This is a genomic window from Streptococcus mitis (genome assembly GCF_946190285.1).
Classification (GTDB): Bacteria; Bacillota; Bacilli; order Lactobacillales; family Streptococcaceae; genus Streptococcus; species Streptococcus mitis_CP.
In genome coordinates, this window is sequence record NZ_CAMHZX010000007.1 from 36,722 (window position 1) to 54,993 (window position 18,272).

Annotated in this window: 18 protein-coding genes, 1 pseudogene and 1 riboswitch; of the genes and pseudogenes, 2 read left to right on the forward strand and 17 right to left on the reverse strand. The window is 39.7% G+C overall.

The genetic code is table 11. The annotated features are described in order from the left end of the window. Nucleotides 1-88 precede the first annotated feature (88 nt). Both N8L39_RS08315 and N8L39_RS08320 read right to left on the reverse strand, forming a co-directional pair. Nucleotides 89-694, reverse strand: coding sequence for a response regulator transcription factor (locus tag N8L39_RS08315; protein WP_261010708.1), 606 nt, complete (start codon nt 692-694; stop codon nt 89-91). Continuing rightward, complete coding sequence (locus N8L39_RS08320; protein WP_261010707.1) at nt 672-2,432, reverse strand: sensor histidine kinase; 1,761 nt, start codon at nt 2,430-2,432, stop codon at nt 672-674. Before N8L39_RS08320 ends, N8L39_RS08315 begins: the two co-directional genes overlap by 23 nt. 120 nt (nt 2,433-2,552) lie before the next feature. On the opposite strand from N8L39_RS08320, the pseudogene N8L39_RS08325 reads away from it, so the two are divergent. Next, nucleotides 2,553-2,789 (forward strand): annotated as a pseudogene (locus tag N8L39_RS08325) (tRNA dihydrouridine synthase DusB); the annotation flags it as partial. Between the two features lie 70 nt (nt 2,790-2,859). On the opposite strand, the gene N8L39_RS08330 reads toward N8L39_RS08325, so the two are convergent. Continuing rightward, nucleotides 2,860-3,558 carry a hypothetical protein gene (locus N8L39_RS08330; protein WP_261010706.1) on the reverse strand — a complete coding sequence of 233 codons (699 nt, stop codon included), beginning with the start codon at nt 3,556-3,558 and terminating at the stop codon, nt 2,860-2,862. 278 nt (nt 3,559-3,836) lie between these two features. Here N8L39_RS08330 and N8L39_RS08335 point away from each other — a divergent pair, with 278 nt between their 5' ends. Further along, entirely contained in the window at nt 3,837-4,067 is a 231-nt protein-coding gene (locus N8L39_RS08335) for a hypothetical protein (protein ID WP_024057553.1), read from the forward strand. A 71-nt stretch (nt 4,068-4,138) separates the two neighbouring features. Here the strand turns inward: N8L39_RS08335 and N8L39_RS08340 are convergent, their stop codons facing one another. From N8L39_RS08340 to N8L39_RS08405, 14 genes are all read right to left on the reverse strand, one after another. After that, entirely contained in the window at nt 4,139-4,912 is a 774-nt protein-coding gene (locus N8L39_RS08340) for an NUDIX hydrolase (protein ID WP_261010705.1), read from the reverse strand. Nucleotide 4,913: 1 nt separating this feature from the next. Next, nucleotides 4,914-5,693 carry a nicotinamide riboside transporter PnuC gene (pnuC, locus tag N8L39_RS08345; RefSeq protein WP_261010704.1) on the reverse strand — a complete coding sequence of 260 codons (780 nt, stop codon included), beginning with the start codon at nt 5,691-5,693 and terminating at the stop codon, nt 4,914-4,916. Nucleotides 5,694-5,702: 9 nt separating this feature from the next. Further along, nucleotides 5,703-6,761 (reverse strand): AAA family ATPase, encoded by a 1,059-nt coding sequence (locus N8L39_RS08350; protein WP_261010703.1) that lies wholly within the window; start codon nt 6,759-6,761, stop codon nt 5,703-5,705. 147 nt (nt 6,762-6,908) lie between these two features. After that, the gene (locus N8L39_RS08355; RefSeq protein ID WP_261010702.1) at nt 6,909-9,341 is read right to left on the reverse strand and encodes an ATP-dependent Clp protease ATP-binding subunit; all 2,433 of its coding nucleotides are present in this window, start codon (nt 9,339-9,341) and stop codon (nt 6,909-6,911) included. A gap of 1 nt (nt 9,342) precedes the next feature. Then, nucleotides 9,343-9,801, reverse strand: coding sequence for a CtsR family transcriptional regulator (locus N8L39_RS08360; protein ID WP_001211279.1), 459 nt, complete (start codon nt 9,799-9,801; stop codon nt 9,343-9,345). Nucleotides 9,802-9,919: 118 nt separating this feature from the next. After that, entirely contained in the window at nt 9,920-10,648 is a 729-nt protein-coding gene (locus N8L39_RS08365; RefSeq protein WP_261010701.1) for an ABC transporter ATP-binding protein, read from the reverse strand. Then, entirely contained in the window at nt 10,648-11,655 is a 1,008-nt protein-coding gene (locus N8L39_RS08370) for an ABC transporter substrate-binding protein (RefSeq protein WP_261010700.1), read from the reverse strand. The genes N8L39_RS08365 and N8L39_RS08370 overlap by 1 nt, the downstream gene beginning before the upstream one ends. Before the next feature lie 37 nt (nt 11,656-11,692). Then, nucleotides 11,693-12,451 carry an ABC transporter permease gene (locus N8L39_RS08375; protein ID WP_261010699.1) on the reverse strand — a complete coding sequence of 253 codons (759 nt, stop codon included), beginning with the start codon at nt 12,449-12,451 and terminating at the stop codon, nt 11,693-11,695. After that, nucleotides 12,414-12,704 carry a thiamine-binding protein gene (locus N8L39_RS08380; protein ID WP_261010698.1) on the reverse strand — a complete coding sequence of 97 codons (291 nt, stop codon included), beginning with the start codon at nt 12,702-12,704 and terminating at the stop codon, nt 12,414-12,416. The genes N8L39_RS08375 and N8L39_RS08380 overlap by 38 nt, the downstream gene beginning before the upstream one ends. Nucleotides 12,705-12,773: 69 nt before the next feature. Further along, nucleotides 12,774-12,876: riboswitch (TPP riboswitch) on the reverse strand. 81 nt (nt 12,877-12,957) lie between these two features. Beyond that, nucleotides 12,958-14,076 carry a choline binding-anchored murein hydrolase CbpD gene (gene cbpD / locus N8L39_RS08385; protein ID WP_261010697.1) on the reverse strand — a complete coding sequence of 373 codons (1,119 nt, stop codon included), beginning with the start codon at nt 14,074-14,076 and terminating at the stop codon, nt 12,958-12,960. Between the two features lie 88 nt (nt 14,077-14,164). Beyond that, nucleotides 14,165-14,431, reverse strand: a complete 267-nt coding sequence (locus tag N8L39_RS08390) for a Veg family protein (protein WP_001278169.1) — start codon at nt 14,429-14,431, stop codon at nt 14,165-14,167. 1 nt (nt 14,432) lies between these two features. After that, complete coding sequence (gene dnaB, locus N8L39_RS08395; protein WP_004263550.1) at nt 14,433-15,785, reverse strand: replicative DNA helicase; 1,353 nt, start codon at nt 15,783-15,785, stop codon at nt 14,433-14,435. A 43-nt stretch (nt 15,786-15,828) separates the two neighbouring features. Continuing rightward, on the reverse strand, nt 15,829-16,281 hold the full coding sequence (gene rplI, locus N8L39_RS08400; RefSeq protein WP_000864214.1) for a 50S ribosomal protein L9: 453 nt from the start codon (nt 16,279-16,281) through the stop codon (nt 15,829-15,831). Beyond that, nucleotides 16,278-18,251, reverse strand: coding sequence for a DHH family phosphoesterase (locus tag N8L39_RS08405; RefSeq protein WP_261010696.1), 1,974 nt, complete (start codon nt 18,249-18,251; stop codon nt 16,278-16,280). The genes rplI and N8L39_RS08405 overlap by 4 nt, the downstream gene beginning before the upstream one ends. Nucleotides 18,252-18,272 lie beyond the last annotated feature (21 nt).

Consider the following 18,272-nt stretch of genomic DNA (forward strand, 5'->3'; position numbering starts at 1 on the left):
CAATCTGTTAAACTGACTCTATCTTAAACAAAAAAAGACAAGAAAGAATCCGTAATTTACGAAAACCTTCTTGCCTTTTTAGGATAAATTATAAAGATACTAGATTTAATCGAATAGCCTCACGTACAGCTCCAACTCTACTCGTCACTCCCAACTTTGAACAAATATTTGAAACATGGGTATCCACCGTTCTCCTGCTGACAAATAAACTATTTGCTATCTTTTCATTAGAATATTCTTTTACAATAAGTTCCAATACACTTAACTCCGTATCTGTCAATAGATTATTTTCTTGCTTTTCTATCAAACCATCTGGGATAACATGATTGCCCTTATAAACAGCATAAATTGCACTTTTAACATCCAAATAAGAACTTTCTTTGGGTAAAAAAGCTTGAATCCCAAAGTCCATCGCTCTCTTATGTAACAAAGTGTCATAAAACCCTGACAAAAGAACTATCTTGGGAACTGTATTCAGAAATCTATTTATTTGACTAATAACATCAAATGCCGTTACTCCTTTCAGCATAAAATCCATAACTAGCACATCTACCTTTTCATGCTTGAGACAAAGAAGTAAATCTGCTACTTCTGTATAGGAACCAACAATTTTAAAATCATCTTCCTTTAAAAAATAGTTCTCCAATCCTTGTAACACTAAACTATGATCATCAATCAAAACCAAACGAATCATTTTTCTTCCCTTCTATAGGTATTCGTATCTTCACACTTGTAGGTTCTATATTTATCTGAACAGTTCCCCCCAATAAATGAACCTTCTCTACAATTCTATTTAAACCAAAATGATGTTCATTAGACTGATAGTTTCCCTTAAAAATACCATCATCTATAACTACAATTGATAAAATCTTTTCTTTTGTAGATAAATCTACAGTAATTTCTCTAGCATTCCCATGAAGAATACTATTATTTACTAGTTCTTTAACTGTCCTTAATACAAACGTGCCCACTTTATCATTAACTTTTTCTTCATCTATTGAAAAAGTTGTCATAATCGAAACAGTTTCCATCTTCATGAATTGGTTTAATATGCTAGTAATAGATTCTTTCAGCCCTAATTCATGCACCATTAAAGGATAGATATTGGAACATAAATCTCTTAATTCAAAGACAATATCATCCAACATCTCTAATAAAGCTACCCTATTAATTTGTTCACTAATTTCTAACTGCTTTTTATAATAAATAACCTTCTGAATTGTAGTATCATGTATAAACGTTGCAATTTCTTCCCTCTCCAATTCAGTAGCTACAAAAGTATGAAAACTACTAAAGATTCCCTCCATTTTATGGCTAATCAACATCATTTTCCTTATTTCAGGTAACAAAGCTAGCGAAAAAAGAAAAGTGTAAAGAACGAAAAAAATTGGAGAAAATTCTCTTAATAACAGACTAAAAAGAATAATTAGACTAGTAAAAAAAACTGCAAATATCAAGTTATATATGAACGGGTTCCACTTCCAAGCAACATATATCATTCGCTCTAGTATCAAGTTATTTACAATAGAGAACAAAATAAGCAACAATAGAGGAATACTATAAATAAACGAAACTTCCTTACCAATCGGAAAAATATATCCAAAAAATAGAGGAAATAAGGCAAGAACTGCTAAAAATAAGGTATGAATTGGCAACATTTCTCTTATCTGAGAGTAATTTATAAGCATCTTTAACAGTAGGATAACTAAAAAGAAAAATACTAAATAAAATACCCCCCTAGAAAAAAAGATGGTCAAAAAATCAATGGGCTGTATAAGATTATAAACAAACAAAAGTTGAGTGATGAGTGAATAGCCCAGTATAATACGAGAAAAGTTAGAAATGGTTGAACCTTTTATCTTCAGGACTAACACTCTAATGAAGATATCCATGAATAATGGAAATAAAGTCAAGTATGAAATTAATAGACTACGACCAAATACATCTCCTATACTTGATGGAATAATCGATAATAACATCAGACTAGTATAAATAATAAAATAAAAATATCGTTTTCCAGTTTTTCCTCTACTTCTCCCTTTTATGTATAAGCGAAATAACAGTAGAATCAGAAAAGCAATGATTGATAAAACAAGAAAGATAATTTGGCTTGATTTCCCAGATTCTATTATTAAATTCTTTGAAATTCCTCTATCTAACACTGTCACAGAATGAAGCGGTTCAACAATTAAAAATCGAGATAATAAAAAATTACTATCTGGACTCTGACCGTCTATTTGTATAATTGATGACCCTATTATCTCTTGATGATTTGCAAAGCTTCCCAGATTATGGACTTGTCTAACTATCCACTCATTATCATGTTTATCTACGGTGATTCCACTGTACGTTCGGTTAAATATTGAAAATGAAAAATAAAAAAAGAAAATAAATAACAAAACAAAATAAAATCGAAACATTTTTGACTTCATTGTTTGCAACACTCCACATTTCACTTGATATTGATGTTTATTCTACCATTTTTTCATTCAATAAGACAGGTTTTATAGTTAAATTTATTCTTTTTTCTTTCGAAATATAACTGATACAATTTTCTAGTAGGTAAAATCCTACCTGATTTGACCTTTGAAGACAAGATGAAAATCGTCTACGAACACTTGAAACGTTTGATTAACCTCAAGGGGGAAGACGTAGCAGTTCGTGAATTCCGTGGACTCGCTCCTCACTATCTTCGTGGAACATCTGGTGCAGCTAAACTCCGTGGAGCCATTTCACAAGCTAGCACCCTAGCAGAGATTGAATCCCTCTTGCAACTGGATAAGGCTTAATAGTTTAAAACCCATAACTCTCTTAAAGGTTACGGGTTTTTGATTGTAAAAATTCAAATACTGAAGGTTATTATTGATTCAAAGCAACGCTGGAAACCTTACCATCCGCTCCTGTTGTAATTTGGATGACTTTTCCTCCACCAATTTTGGCATTATACTTGCCATCATCAAGAGTATAAGAATAGCCTTTGATAGAGTAATTTTCTTTCTTTCCATCAGAAGATTCTACTGTAAATTGACCACCTGATGAAACTGTGATAGTTTCGCCATTTGCTCCCTTCCAATTGCCCGTTGCAGCTGAGAAATCACCATCTACCATGGTTAAAACACCCTTGTAGCGTTTATTTTGCTCTGCTTGTTTGTCTTGAAGTTTGCGGTCAGTTGTAGGATCATAGCTTGATTGGTTAGATTGGACTTGAGGAGCCTGTTGAGTGGAAGGAGTCTGAGCAGGAGTTTGTTGACTAGCCGCCTGTTGATTAGCCACTTCTTGACCTTGTCTTTGCTCTGGTGCAGGTGCCGCTTGTGATGGCGTTGCAGTTGCTGAAGATTGATCAGTAGATGCCTTGGCCTTTTCAGATGAAGCTGAACTTGAGGACTTCTGAGTCTTGCTTTCTTTGCTAGCAGAAGCTGCTTTAGAACTTGATGATTGGCTTGTCTTAGCAGAACTGCTTGCTTGAGTTGTTTCCTTTTTATTTCCACAAGCTCCCATTAGCAAGGTAGAAGCCAATACAGTTGCTGCCACCAATTTGATATAGGTTTTCTTTTTCATTTTTCTACTCCTTTGTAATATTTTAGAAATATAAAGAAATCTTTTTGTAATATAATTGTAACATTGGGATTTAAATATGTCAACATTTTATCTAAACTATTTTAAAAATCTCACATAATTTAGATACATTTACTCCTCCTACTCTTCTATTCGTAATAAAACAGAAAAACAGGAGATTTTCCTATTAAAAATTTGAATTTGTTTTTGTATAATCGCTTGCATCTTTAAGTGCAAAGGAATATAATAACATTGAAATAGAATACAGGAGGTGCATTCTTATGCTAAATAAGTATTACAAGTATCTTCCTTGGTTGATTTTGGGAGCTATTGGCTCTTATCAGTCAGCCACTCACTATGCGCGAACTGCATTTGATGTGTTTTATCTGACTACAATCTTTTTGATTGTTTATATTGCTTTGTTATTTTTACATGAGAACTATCTCAAGTATAGATACAAAGACTTCTTTACTCACATGTTGAGTAATTCTAAGAAAGATAGCCATCCCTAAAACAGTCGCAACAGCAAATCAAACTAATAAAGGCAAATAAAGAGATCGGGAACTTTTCCCGACCTCGTTTTTTATTTCAATCGATAGGTTTTTCTTGGTTTCTTTTTAGGCACTCGTTTGAGTCCAACTTCTTCTACATATTCTCCGTATTTTACGAGAAAGTTATTGCTGACGATTGGACGACCGGGGTTGATAAGATTGACCAGTTCAGTCCCTTCGTAAACAGTGAACTCCTCCTCCAGCAGATAAAGGAAGGTCGGATTCCAGTCGAGGCGGCCTTGGATTCGTTTGATGGATTCTTGGATAATGGCATAATGGTCAAAAGCGAAAGCTTGCTCCTCCAACTCTACTCCCTCTAAGAAGCACTTACCCGTCTGAAAATCGACATCTACAAAAACCACATCCTTGGCATCGTCTCCTGCTTGAACAAGTTCTAATGCACGACTAGGCAAATAAACCAAGTGGGCAATGGTCACTGTCCAGCCCCGTGGGTCACGGCCGGGAGTCGATACGGTCATCAATTGCTCGATTTTTTCCAAAGGAAGATCGAGATTGACTTCTTCTCTCACCTCACGCTGACAGGCATGCGCAGCATCTTCGCCCTTGTCCATAAATCCTCCAACCAGAGCCAAACAATTTTGATAAGGGTGAGCCTTGCGACGAATTAATAAGAGCTTGATCTTTCCTTCGACAAAGCAGTAGGCTACCATATCCACCGTCACACTTGGTTTTTCGTATTGAGGGAGTTCCTGCTTGTAGTACCAGTCTAAAAACTCTTCCTGACTTGCATGAACTTCAAAAAATTCTTTTTCCGTCATCCCTGCTGGAATCATCGTGTCCGCCATTTTATGCCTCCTTACGAACTGCCTTGGTCCATTGGTACCAACCTACTAGACTATTGAGTGTGTAAACCCAGTACATCCCTTGGATATGGATATTTTCACCCCACCAGAGGTAGATACTAAAAAGATTGGTTGCAATCCAGAAAATCCATTGCTCACGGTAGAGACGTGTCATCAAGAGCTGACCTACACCATTAGTCGCATCGGTAACACTATCACGGAAAGGGCGAGCACTATGGATACTTTGGTAAGCCAAGCCCATACCAATCCAGATGATAGCAGTTAAGGCTAAGTACTTGAGCCAGTCAAAAACAGATAATTTCTTAGCTTCAAAGTGAGATTCTTCTACTTTTCCTTGGTCATTGATACGGTTGGACAGCCAAGCATAGAGACCAATCGGCTGCATGACAAAGAAGTAAACAGTCGTCAAAACTTCACCATAAAAAGTCGCATTCATAGCCAAAACCAAATAGATAGCAGAGTTAATGGCCCCAAAGAGATAATTGCTTGCACGCCCTTCTGCTACCAAGATAACACAGACAATCCCAGTCCAAGATGCAAACAAGCTCATCCAGTCATGACTTTCTGTATTTTGCGTGAATTCTAAAATCAAGGGAACACTTGACAGGACAATAAGATACAACCACTGGAAGAGGCTACGGCCGACAAAGAGATCTTTCCAGAGCAGGTTCATGATTCCTGCAAAACCGATCTTGCGGGCTTCCGCATGGACATTTTTAAAGTTTTCGATAAATTGTGTGATTTTTTTAGTTAGTTTTTTCATATTTTTCTCCTAATCTGCTTGGTAAATGGCATCAATAGCCACTTTTGCTGCCTCATAATTTCCTAGATAATCTTCTGCTAGATAAACTAGTGGAATGTTTGCTAAGTAGTCCTCCCTAATCTGGTCCAAATGCTGGGAAAAACTATGACGAATATGGTCTTCTGCCATGGTCATATCTCTAAACCCATCATTGACATAGGAGCCGACAGGTTGCACAAAGAGAATCAAGTCCCATTTTTCCTTAGCCAAGATAGAGACAAAGAGATTGTCAAAGGTTTCTCCTGATAAGTCCCCTTGGTCCTCGGTCTCCATGTAATAATCATAGTAGCCCTTGGTTACTAAGGAGTTGGTGTCTGCTATCACCAATCCCCTATTGGCATTACTGTCGATTAACTTAGAGGTTTGATCATACTGCCCCAAAAGGAGATAATAATAATCCTTTGGAGTCAATTCATCGTCGCGGACATTGTTTTTAATCTGGTACTCACGTGCGTATTCCAGGCTGACTGGCGCATCGTAATACCTTGCCAAATCCTTGGCCAGAGTGGTCTTCCCATTGCTGGCACTTCCCATAATCAGCACCTTCTTTGTAAACTGACGACGGAAGGGTTGAGCGATATATTTCCAATATTTGCTTGGATTTTCTCGAATCATAGTCGCTGAGATACCAAACTTTCTTTCTTTCAAGACAGTCTCAAAGCCACGATTTGATAATTCTTGCTGGTAGTCTGCTTCTCCCACAAAGAAAATTAGTTCTTGCTGGGTTTCATCATAGGAAATCTCCGCTAACATTTGATCCAACCACTCCTGCCAGCCCATAGGGTAACGGGGAAGATTAGTCTCATCCAACTTGCAAACGGAGGTCAACTCGTCATCACGAAAGGCCTCTCGGATATAGCGGAATCTTTTTTGAAGCGTTAAGCCTACCTGTTCCCCTCTGTCGCCCTCATAACCTGAAACGACAACCCAGACCTGGTCACACTGCCGTTTGGCTCGCTGGATTAGATCGATATGTCCTTGATGAAGCGGAGCAAAGGTTCCAAATACCACTGCTGTTTTCTTTTTCATAAACCTATTGCCTTTTTATATTTTTTGATATTTTCATTATCTATGTTTTTATTATAAACTATATTTTTGTTTTGTCAATAGTTTTTTATTGTTTTTTATAAAAAACTAGCAAAAAAGAGAACCAAGATTGCTCCTGATTCTCCATTTTTATGCAATATCAAATTTTAACTGGCCTGCTTTAACACCAATCTTAAGTGTGCTGCCTGCCACCAAATCTCCCTTAAGAAGAAGTTCTGCCAACTTGTCTTCCACTTCTGTTTGCAGGGTTCTGCGAAGTGGACGAGCTCCCATCTCTGGGTCATATCCTTGATTTGCCAATAATTTCAGTGCGGAAGCTTGTAATTTCAAGTCAATGCCTTTTTCAGCCAAACTTGCCACTAAAGGTTTGACCATAATCTTCACCACTTCCTGCATATGGTCGCTAGACAGGCTATGGAAGACCACCTTTTCATCAATACGGTTGATAAACTCAGGTCTATAAGCCTTTTTCAGCTCTTCGAACATGCGTTTTTCCATATTCTCCTGGTCAAAACGAATGTCCTTTGCCCCAAATCCGACGGTCTTGTCATCACGAAGGGCTGTCGCACCAAGGTTTGATGTCATGATGATAATGGTATTTGAAAAGTCGACCTTGCGTCCCTTACTATCTGTCAAGACACCATCATCCAGCACCTGCAAGAGAACATTAAAGATGTCTGGGTGGGCCTTCTCTACCTCGTCAAAGAGGAGAACAGAGTATGGTTTGTTGCGAACTTTCTCGGTCAACTCCCCACCTTCTTCATAACCCACATAACCCGGAGGAGCTCCGTTGAGACGGCTGGCTGCGAATTTCTCCATATACTCACTCATATCAAAGCGGATAAGGGCTGATTCGTCATCAAAAAGAACTTCCGCCAAAGCCTTGGCTAATTCGGTCTTACCGACACCTGTAGGCCCTAAGAACATAAAGGAACCAATCGGACGCTTATGACTGCGAATCCCTGACTGGTTGCGGCGAATCGCACGGCTAATGCTTGAAACAGCTTGATCTTGACCGATGACACGTTTGTGCAGTTCAGCTTCCAAGTTTAAGTATTTCTTAGCATCAGTCTGAGTCAGTTTTTGAACGGGGATACCTGACAAGCGACTCAAGGTGGTCAAAATATCAGACTCTGTCACCAAGTCTTTATAGACAGGCACTTCCTCTTCTTTTGCGATTAACTGAGCTGCCTGTTTCCACTTACCATCTATCAAGGCCTTGTCAGCTGGACTCAAACCTGAATCGTCTGCTTTTACATGCTTTGCCTTATTTTGCACTGTTGCTGCTGCTTCATCCAAGAGATCAATAGCAGAGTCTGGCAAGTGACGGCTAGTCAAGTAACGATGAGCCATCTTGACGGCTGTTTCAACCGCTTCATCTGTGATTTGCACACGGTGATGTTTCTCATAAGTCGCCTTCAAACCCTGTAAAATGGTCATACTGTCGGCCACGCTTGGCTCTTCAATCGTCACTTTTGCGAAACGACGAGAAAGGGCCGCATCTTTTTCGATATGTTTTTGATATTCTTCCTGAGTGGTCGCACCAACCGTTCTCAAGGTTCCACGCGCCAAGGCTGGCTTCAAGATATTGGCCGCATCCAGAGTTGAGTCAATTCCACTACCAGAACCCATGATAGTGTGGAGTTCATCGATAAAGAGGATGACTTGGCCATCTTCTTCAATATCCTTAATGATATTATTCATGCGCTCTTCAAAGTCACCACGGAAACGTGTCCCTGCCACGACATTCATCAAATCAAGCTCTAACACGCGCATCTTAGCCATTTCCGTAGGCACATCCCCACTAGCAATTCGCTGGGCAAGACCAAGCGCCAGAGCAGTTTTTCCGACACCAGCATCCCCAACCAAGACAGGATTATTCTTGGTTTTACGGCTCAAGATTTGAATCATACGCGAGATTTCCTTATCCCGACCGATGACTGGTTCTAACTTGCCAGAACGCGCTTGCTCTGTCAAATCATGCGTATAGTCCTCGAGACCACCACTCGGAGTCTGGGGCATGCCCATCATATTGGCCATGGAATTTTGCTTGTCAGCTACTGTACGATGGCGTTGACGTAAAGCTTTAAGGTCTTCACGAGTCCAGCCTGCACGTTCTTCTAGATTTCGACGTAGGGCAGCAATCTTGACCTGATCTTTCTTGTCTTCATAAGAAAAACCAGCCCTCTCCAAGATACGAGTCGCCAAGGCATTACCATCATGCAAAATCGCATAGAGAACATGCTCTGTCCCTAACACCTTAGCATGGACCACTGACGCTACATACTCTGCTTCGTCAAAAAGAACCTGCAAACGATGAGAAAACGGCAATTCCGTAAAGGTTTCATCCTGGCTATAGTCCGTTTCAGTCAGTTCCAAAGCGACCTCTTCTAAACGGTCCATCTCATATGGATAATCATTTAAAGTGGCCCCTGCCACACTATAACTGTGGTTGGACATGGCAATCAACAAGTGCCAAGACTCTAGGTAACGAGCTCCAAAATGGCCAGCAACCATGTAGGCACTTTCGATACATTCATTCAATGCTTTTGAATAGTTCATCTTACTTCCCTTTTCTATCTACCTCTTGTATGACCTGTCTTAGCATATTTGCACGAACAACTGGAGCTTCTTCTCCTAGAACGCGATCCAAAGCTACTGATACCAGCAAATTCATCTCCTGCTTGGTCATCAATTCCTGCTCAACCAAAAGCTGTAGAATATCCTCATAAATTTCTTGACTAACTCGCTCACCAATTGAGTAAAGCAGCTCCCTGAGCATTTCATGATGACTAGAAAACTCAATTCGTCCTATACGAATATAGCCTCCGCCACCACGCTTACTTTCAACCAAGTAGCCTCTACTTTCCGTAAAGCGTGTCTTGATCACATAGTTAATCTGACTAGGAACAACCTGAAAAGTATCTGCCAACTGACTCCGTTGCAATTCTACAATTCCAGATTGATCTAAAATCGCCTTGATGTAGGCCTCAATATGATCCGATGTATTTTTAAATCTCATTACAAACCCACCTCTCTCTTTAAACCTTGACTATCTTTGACTATTATACCGAAATTTTCTTATTTTTAAAAGAAAAAGGGCGCTAGTAAAGGATAATCTTCACCAACTCCCTATTTTTCTACTTATCTAAGCCTAATTCTGCCAAGATTTGACGTTTGTAGGCAATCTTTTGGACTTCCTTGTCCTCATCTTCAGACCAATCTAGTTTAATTTCTGAAACAATCTGCCCAGGGCGATTTTTCAAGATATAGATGCGGTCGCTGAGACTGAGGGCCTCCTCGATACTATGCGTGATGATCAAGGTTGTTAGCTGCAACTGCTTGTGAATCTCAAGATACCAAGCGTGTAGTTCCATCTTGGTCATCTCATCCAAGGCGCTAAAGGCCTCATCCAAGAGAAAGAGCTTGTGCCCGAAAAGGTAAGTTCGAAGCAAGGCTACACGCTGACGCATCCCCCCACTAAGTTCATGGGGATACTTGTCTCGTACAGCTGTCAACTGGAAGGTCGCAAGAATTTCATCTGCTCGGGAAATAGCTTCTGCCTTATCCACCTTTTGAATCAAGAGGGGCAGAATGATATTACCAAGCACCGTCTTGTGCTCCAAGAGGAGATCCTTTTGTAGCATATAACTCACGCGCCCCTTGGGATTTTCCTCGCCGTCAAGGACAATTCTACCTGACTGGACTTCTAAAATTCCTGCAATCAGGTTAAAGAGGGTAGTCTTGCCTACACCACTGGGACCTAGGATAGAAACCACTTCACCTGAAGTCACTTTCAGATTGATATCCTCTAAAATCCTCTCTTGACCGTAGGCATAACTGACGTGTTCTAGTCTAATTTCTGTCATTATTTCACAAATTCATTGGTAAAGCCTTTGTCTGTCAAGTCTTCTTTAAGGATACCATTTTCTTTATCCCATTTGTAGAAGGCGTTCCAGCGAGCTGCATCAAATTGACCCCATTTTTCCTTGTCGCTTGCGTATTCTTTTGACAAGTATTTTTGAGATTCGATGACAAAGTCACGTTTTTCCTGGAGTTCAGGTGCATTCTTGATGAGAATATCTGCCGCTTCCTCTGGATGCTCCATAGCATATTGGTAACCTTTTTTGATAGCTTGGATGACTTTACGAGCTTCTTCTTTGTTGTCTTTCAGATAGTCGTTGTTTGCGATGATAACTGGTGAGTAGTAGTCAAATTCTTTAACGTAGTCTTTCAAGTACATGAAATTAGCATCTACACCTTGAGATTTTGCAAGGATACCATCCCAACCGTAGTAGATCCAAGCAGTATCAAAGACCCCATTGGCAATCGGTGTGATGGAGTTTGAGTCGTTATTTGGTACTTTTTCGACCTTCTCAAAGTCTCCACCTTGTGATTCTACCAAGGTCTTCAACATAGCAAGTTCAGTTGGGTCATTCCAAGTTCCGTATTTCTTACCAACCAAGTCTTTTGGACTAGCTACATTGTCAGATTTACGAGAAATGATTCCTGATGTATTGTGTTCTACGATAGCTGCAACGGCAGTAATTCCTGCTCCTTTTTCCAATTTTTTAGCCATATAGTCTTGGAAATAGACTGCAAATGGTGCCTTACCGTTAATGACTAAGTCAGAAGAACTTTCTTCTGGTGGCAATTTCAAATCAACATCCACTCCAGCTTCTTTGAAATAACCTTTTTCCTTAGCCACATAAAGCCCTGTGTGGTTGGTATTTGGTGTCCAGTCTAGGATAAAGTCAATCTTCTTGAGTTCTGCCTCTTTGTTGTCCTTAGAAGCAGTTCCTTGACCACAGGCCACAAGCACAACAGCTACAAGAGCTGTCACAAGCGTTAAAAACACTTTCCATGTTTTCTTCATTTTGATTTCCTCTTTTCTTTTTCGAAACATTCTAATTCTACGAACGTTTCCATTTAATAACATATTTTTCACTAATATCGACCAACTTCATACCCAGAAGGCTGATAATCGATACCAGAATAATAATAGCAAACATGGTATCATACTGAAACAGTTTCTTGGACTGAATCATGTAGACACCTAGTCCTTCAAAGCCTCCCAACCACTCAGATACCACTGTTGTGATAAAGGCGTAGGAGACACTGACTCTCAGACCTGCATAAAAGTAAGGCAGGCTGACTGGGATTTTAAAATGCCACAGGATTTGCCAAGGTTTGGCCTGCATCAGACTAAACAAGGTCAGCATATCCTTGTCACAATGCCTAAAACCGTCCAAAATGCTGACGATGATAGGAAAGGTAGTCGTCAAGACAATCAAGACAATCTTGGGTAAAATCCCATAACCGAGCCACAAGACCAGGATAGGAGCTATGGCAATAGTCGGAATGGTCTGAACAACCACCATCATAGGGTAAATCAGGTCATTGAGCCAAGTCAAACTATCCATGAGCACAGCCATGAGACAGGCAATCAAGACTCCCAAAATTAGACCCAATAAAGCCACTCTCAAGGTCGCCCAGCTATGGTGCCAGAGAAATTCTCTATCACGCACAAAAGACTGGAGGATTTCAAGAGGTGTCGGCAGGATAAACTTGGGGAGAAGTTTAAGAAAACCTGCTAACTGCCAGATTGACAAGACTCCTAGAAAGCCCAATAGACTAATGTGTCGTCTCAGTATACTTTTCAAGTTTCTCATCAATACTTAAAATCTCTCCTACATTTATTTTGACATTGGCAAAGACATTATCTGCCTCCTGCCCTGCTACCTCTAGCGCTTCTTTGAGAATGCGCATGAGCTCATCAAACTCCCCTTCCAAGACCGTTTCAAATGGTGTCACCATCATAGTCACTTCTTGAGCTTGCAGATAAGCAATGACTTGATCAATAACGGCAATCCGATCAATCTCCTGTGATAGGGGTAAAATTTGCAAGGCAATGCTTGCTTTCATAAGAACCTCCTCTTCTCGTTTTCCTTTGATAAAAAGAAAAACCTTTACCATACATGGAAAAGGTGCAGAATTAGACTAAGTATCGTTCCCTACGCTGGCATTACCCAGATCAGGTGCGGTCGAAGTTTAACACTTCCTCTCAGACTGTACACAGACTCCCATATATTATATGGACATATGATAGCGCAAAACAAAAAAAATGTCAAGGAAACTGCTTACAGAAAAAGTAGGAAAAATTTCCTACTTCCATTTTCTATACTCGTTCTCCATCACTGTTTACTCTGTAGCCATCCACCGTCGTATTAACAGCTAAGGCGCCTGAAGAGTAAGAATAATACCACTTACCAGAGACTTGATACCAACCTGTTTTCATTGCCCCTGAACTATCCAAATAATACCACAGACCATTTTCCTTTAACCATCCTGTCTGCATTTCACCAGATGATTTCAAATAATACCAGGTAGAACCATCTTTCAACCAGCCTGTTGATTTAGACCCATTTGATTTGAAATGATACCAACTACCATTTATTTTCTTCCAACCGACAGTTGAACTGTTATTGGATCCATAGTTAGAGCTATTTCCTGATTGATTCTGATAATTCTGTGAAGAGGTTACTCCCTCTAGCTGGATATAGCGACGACTTCCGTTATAAGCCGTATAACTCAACCACTTGTATCCATCTTTTTCGAGAATTTGATCATAATGAACATTCTCCCCAGGATAATAGTAATCAATCGCAGTTGCGCTAGCTAGAGGCTGATTTTTGATAGCAGCCTTAGACTTGAAAAAATGTGTTCCTCCTGTTGAAGGTGAGGATTGACTATTCCCAACACTGCCACCAGCTAAATCTTTAAAATGAATAAAACCAGTCATGGTATTGGCCTTCACGACGCGCTTATTGTAAGATTCTCTTATTCCATAGTTGTATTCTTCAATCTCAATCTCATCTCCTATTACATTTGACACCCAGGCAACATGACCATAAGTTCCTGCAGTAGACCAGGCAATGGAGCCAATAGCTGGTCTATTATCGACACGATAGCCTTCACGACGAGCACGATAGCCCCATTCATTTGCATTTCCATAAGCCGCCGGAATCTCAAAACCATTGACATTACTCAAACGAAAGGCTGCAAAAGAAGTACACTGACGAGAATACATGCGCCACTTATCAATCTCCTGGCTCCCATTTTTATAATGAGCAGGATAATCATCCCCACGCGCAATTGATCCATTTCCTCCGGAATAGGCATATACACTATTACCCGCTGCTAACATCAATCCTACTACTAAAAAGGGAACAACCTTTTTAGCTGATTTTCTAAAAGAAAATCTTGTCTCTGCTACTTTAAATGGTGAAATTTTCATTCTTCCTCCTTGAAAAATAATATAAATCGAAGATTACCTTCACTTAAACTATTCGGAGAAAAAAGAAAAAGTGAGAAAATTTCTCACTTTAGTCAAGATAATGAATCAAATTCTTTTCTGTAAGGATATCTGAGTAAGTAAAGGATTCAACGTAAACATTAGCTTGTTTATCTCCTTCAACGTTCCCAAATTCAACGATAAATAGGGATGGATAAACTTCAATTAGCTTACCCAATCTATTTTTTTGGCGCTTACGACCATTCTCCAAAGTCATTTCTACGACTTGTCCCTCATGTGCCTTGATTTCTTCTTTTATTTTTTTCATCTTAGCTACATCTGTAAATGCATCTGACATCTTATGCCTCCCTCTTTGAGATACTTGAAAATTTATTGTATTCTTTTTGGAAAATTAATTCCACCGTTCCACGAGCTCCACTACGGTTTTTCTCGATAATAACTTCTACCTTATTATTCGGTATGCCTTCCTCTTCTTCACCACCACGCTCATAGTAATCGTCGCGATAAAGAAAGGCTACAATATCAGCGTCCTGCTCAATAGACCCAGATTCACGAATATCAGACAAGACCGGTCTCTTATCCTGACGTTGTTCTACACCGCGAGAAAGCTGACTTAGAGCAATTACTGGAACCTTCAGTTCCTTAGCTAAAATTTTCAACTGACGTGAAATTTCTGAAACCTCTTGTTGACGATTTTCTCGACCAGTTCCCGTGATAAGCTGCAAATAGTCTATTAAAATCAAACCAAGATTTCCAGTTTCTTGAGCCAGTTTACGAGAACGAGAACGAATCTCTGTAATCCGAATCCCTGGCGTATCATCGATATAGATACTGGCGTTAGCTAGATTACCCTGAGCAATAGTATATTTTTGCCACTCCTCATCAGTCAATTGACCCGTACGGATAGAATGCGATTCTACCAAACCTTCTGCCGCTAACATACGGTCCACTAGACTTTCCGCACCCATTTCCAGTGAAAAAATAGCAACTGTTTTGTCCAACTTAGTCCCAATATTCTGAGCAATATTCAAGGCAAAGGCTGTCTTACCAACAGCTGGACGGGCTGCTAAGATAATCAACTCCTCCTCATGAAGTCCAGTCGTCATATGATCCAAATCACGATAGCCTGTCGCAATACCTGTAATATCGGTCGTTTGTTGCGAACGAGCTTCCAGATTTCCAAAGTTGATATTCAACACATCTCGAATGTTCTTAAATCCACTTCGATTAGCATTTTCGCTGACATCAATCAGGCCTTTTTCTGCCTGAGCAATGATTTCATCAGCTGGTTGCGAAGCCTCGTAAGCTTGATTGACAGACTCTGTCAACTTGGAGATTAATCGACGTAGCATGGCCTTCTCTGCAACAATCTTAGCATAATACTCCGCATTAGCAGAAGTTGGCACAGAATTGACAATCTCAACCAAGTAAGACAGGCCACCAATATTCTGTAAATCACCTTGATTATCAAGAATGGTACGAACCGTTGTTGCATCTATAGCATCGCCACGATCGGATAAATCGACCATAGCTTGGAAAATCAAACGATGGGCATACTTAAAAAAGTCCCGAGACTCAATATATTCTCGCACAAAAACAAGCTTACTCTCGTCAATAAAGATAGCCCCTAAAACGGATTGCTCAGCTAAGATATCTTGAGGTTGTACTCGTAACTCTTCTACTTCTGCCATCAGACTTCCCTTCCTTTTACAATCTTGTCAAGAAAGTGTAAATTTACCCTTCTTTCACACGAAGATTGATCACACTTGTGATATCTTGATAGATTTTCACTGGTACATCAATCAAACCAACTGCTCGAATCGGAGCTTGTACTTGAATATGACGTTTATCAATCTTAATTCCAAATTGCTTTTGCAGTTCTTCTGCAATCTTCTTGTTGGTAATAGAACCAAAAGTACGACCATCTGGACCAACTTTTTCAACAAATTCTACAACAGTTTCTTCTGCTTCAAGTTGGGCTTTGATTGCTTTTGCTTCTGCAATCATCTCAGCGTGAGCTTTTTCTTCAGATTTTTGTTTACCACGAAGCTCACCTACCGCTTGAGCAGTCGCTTCTTTGGCTAGATTCTTTTTGATAAGAAAGTTTTGTGCATACCCTGTTGGTACTTCCTTAATTTCGCCTTTTTTACCTTTTCCTTTAACATCTGCTAAAAAGATTACTTTCATTCTTCTTTCTCCTTTTGCTTTATTTCATTTAATACAATTTCTGTCAGTTTTTCACCTGCTTCTGACAAGGTTAAATCTTTAATTTGAGCTGCTGCCAAATTAAAGTGGCCTCCACCGCCTAACTCTTCCATAATCCGTTGCACATTCAGTTTACTACGACTCCGAGCTGAGATGGATATAAAGCCTTGTGTATTTTTCGCAAGAACAAAACTCGCTTCAATTCCTGACATGGCTAACATGGCATCTGCTGCCTTACTAATAACAACTGTGTCATAGCATTTCGAGTCCTTAGCCTCTGCTATTAGTACATCTGAACCTAATTTACGCCCCTGTAAAATCAGTTCATTGACCTCACGATATTCTTCAAAATCTGTTGCAGACATTTCCTGAATAGCAATACTATCACTTCCGCGCGTTCTGAGATAGCTAGCAACATCAAATGTCCGACTAGTCACTCGTGATGTGAAATTTTTAGTATCCAACATCATACCAGCCATCAAGACACTTGCTTGCATACGACTCAAACGATTTTTCTTAGAATTTTGGAACTGAATCAACTCCGTTACCAACTCACTGGCACTGCTTGCACCACTTTCGATATAAGTGATAACTGCATTATCTGGGAAATCCTGATCCCTTCTGTGGTGGTCGATGACGATGGTTTGGGTAAACAAATCATAAAATTCTTTTGATAAAGTTAAAGCTGTCTTTGAATGGTCAACAAGAATCAACAAAGAACGATTGGTCACCATACCCATTGCATCCTTAACAGACAACAACTTTGTAACTCCTTCTTTTTCTAAGAATGAAACAGCTCGTTCAATATCCGGCGACATTTGTTCTTCATCATAAATAGCATAGCTATTTTGAGTCACATTGCTGGCAAATAACTGCATACCTACAGCAGAACCCAAAGCATCCATATCTAGATTTTTGTGACCAACTACAAAAACCTGATCCACACTTCGAATCTTATCTGAAATAGCTGTCATCATAGCACGCGTACGAGTCCGTGTACGTTTGATTGAGGCAGCAGATCCACCACCAAAATAAACTGGATTTTTCGTTTCGTCGTTTTCCTTGACAACCACTTGGTCGCCACCACGCACTTCAGCCAAGTTCAAGTTGAGCAATGCAACTTTCCCGATTTCATCGTGATTTCCATCACCATAAGAAAATCCCATACTTAAGGTCAAAGGCAACTGTCTCTGTTTCGACTCTTCTCTGAATGCATCAATCACAGAAAATTTATCATTCATCAATCCCTCAAGCACCGTGTAGTCCGTAAATAGATAAAAGCGGTCCATACTCACTCGACGAGAGAACATGGCATGCTTCCCAGCAAATTCTGAAACAAAATTGGCTACAAAACTATTAATATGACTGATATCAGACTCCGATGTTTCATCTTCTAAATCATCATAGTTGTCAACGGAGACAATCCCAATAACAGGTCTACTCGTAACTAACTCAACAGTCGCTTCGTATTCTCCAGACACATCAAAGAAGTAAAGAACTCCAGATACCTTGTCCATATGAACCGAATAACGGATCTCACCTAAGGTTGCATAAGAACCTGGATTCCCCACAGACGCCTTTATAATTGTTTGAATTAATGCAACATCAATCTCGCCCACTTCATTAGTCAAAATCAATTCAGCGTAAGGATTGAACCATTCAACTTCACCTGACGATAAGTCTAGTTTAATAACTCCGACAGGCATCTGTTCTAACAAGGTTGTCAAACTATCTTCAGCTTGGTGGTTTACATACTGGATTTGTTCTACTTCACTCTTTGAGTAGTAGTCTCTCTGATGGATGAATAGTAAAATATATGAACCCAAAATAAGTAGCAAAAGAAATAGCGTTACCAGTGTATTCGTTACAAAAACAAGTTGCACAGATAGCACTCCGAACGCCACTATTCCTAATATTAAGGGGAAAATAGGACTTACATAAAATTTTTTCATTCCAAACCTCTTGGCACCCAT

Bases quoted from the DNA above. Each gene is read 5' to 3' on its own strand.
- N8L39_RS08355 (WP_261010702.1), bottom strand. From the start codon at position 9,341: ATGAACTATTCAAAAGCATTGAATGAATGTATCGAAAGTGCCTACATG.
- N8L39_RS08380 (WP_261010698.1), bottom strand. From the start codon at position 12,704: ATGAAAGCAAGCATTGCCTTGCAAATTTTACCCCTATCACAGGAGATT.
- dnaB (WP_004263550.1), bottom strand. From the start codon at position 15,785: ATGGCAGAAGTAGAAGAGTTACGAGTACAACCTCAAGATATCTTAGCT.
- N8L39_RS08375 (WP_261010699.1), bottom strand. From the start codon at position 12,451: ATGAGAAACTTGAAAAGTATACTGAGACGACACATTAGTCTATTGGGC.
- cbpD (WP_261010697.1), bottom strand. From the start codon at position 14,076: ATGAAAATTTCACCATTTAAAGTAGCAGAGACAAGATTTTCTTTTAGA.
- N8L39_RS08330 (WP_261010706.1), bottom strand. From the start codon at position 3,558: ATGAAAAAGAAAACCTATATCAAATTGGTGGCAGCAACTGTATTGGCT.
- N8L39_RS08335 (WP_024057553.1), top strand. From the start codon at position 3,837: ATGCTAAATAAGTATTACAAGTATCTTCCTTGGTTGATTTTGGGAGCT.
- N8L39_RS08370 (WP_261010700.1), bottom strand. From the start codon at position 11,655: ATGAAGAAAACATGGAAAGTGTTTTTAACGCTTGTGACAGCTCTTGTA.
- N8L39_RS08365 (WP_261010701.1), bottom strand. From the start codon at position 10,648: ATGACAGAAATTAGACTAGAACACGTCAGTTATGCCTACGGTCAAGAG.
- N8L39_RS08350 (WP_261010703.1), bottom strand. From the start codon at position 6,761: ATGAAAAAGAAAACAGCAGTGGTATTTGGAACCTTTGCTCCGCTTCAT.
- pnuC (WP_261010704.1), bottom strand. From the start codon at position 5,693: ATGAAAAAACTAACTAAAAAAATCACACAATTTATCGAAAACTTTAAA.
- N8L39_RS08390 (WP_001278169.1), bottom strand. From the start codon at position 14,431: ATGTCAGATGCATTTACAGATGTAGCTAAGATGAAAAAAATAAAAGAA.
- N8L39_RS08340 (WP_261010705.1), bottom strand. From the start codon at position 4,912: ATGGCGGACACGATGATTCCAGCAGGGATGACGGAAAAAGAATTTTTT.
- N8L39_RS08360 (WP_001211279.1), bottom strand. From the start codon at position 9,801: ATGAGATTTAAAAATACATCGGATCATATTGAGGCCTACATCAAGGCG.
- rplI (WP_000864214.1), bottom strand. From the start codon at position 16,281: ATGAAAGTAATCTTTTTAGCAGATGTTAAAGGAAAAGGTAAAAAAGGC.
- N8L39_RS08315 (WP_261010708.1), bottom strand. From the start codon at position 694: ATGATTCGTTTGGTTTTGATTGATGATCATAGTTTAGTGTTACAAGGA.
- N8L39_RS08320 (WP_261010707.1), bottom strand. From the start codon at position 2,432: ATGAAGTCAAAAATGTTTCGATTTTATTTTGTTTTGTTATTTATTTTC.
- N8L39_RS08405 (WP_261010696.1), bottom strand. From the start codon at position 18,251: ATGAAAAAATTTTATGTAAGTCCTATTTTCCCCTTAATATTAGGAATA.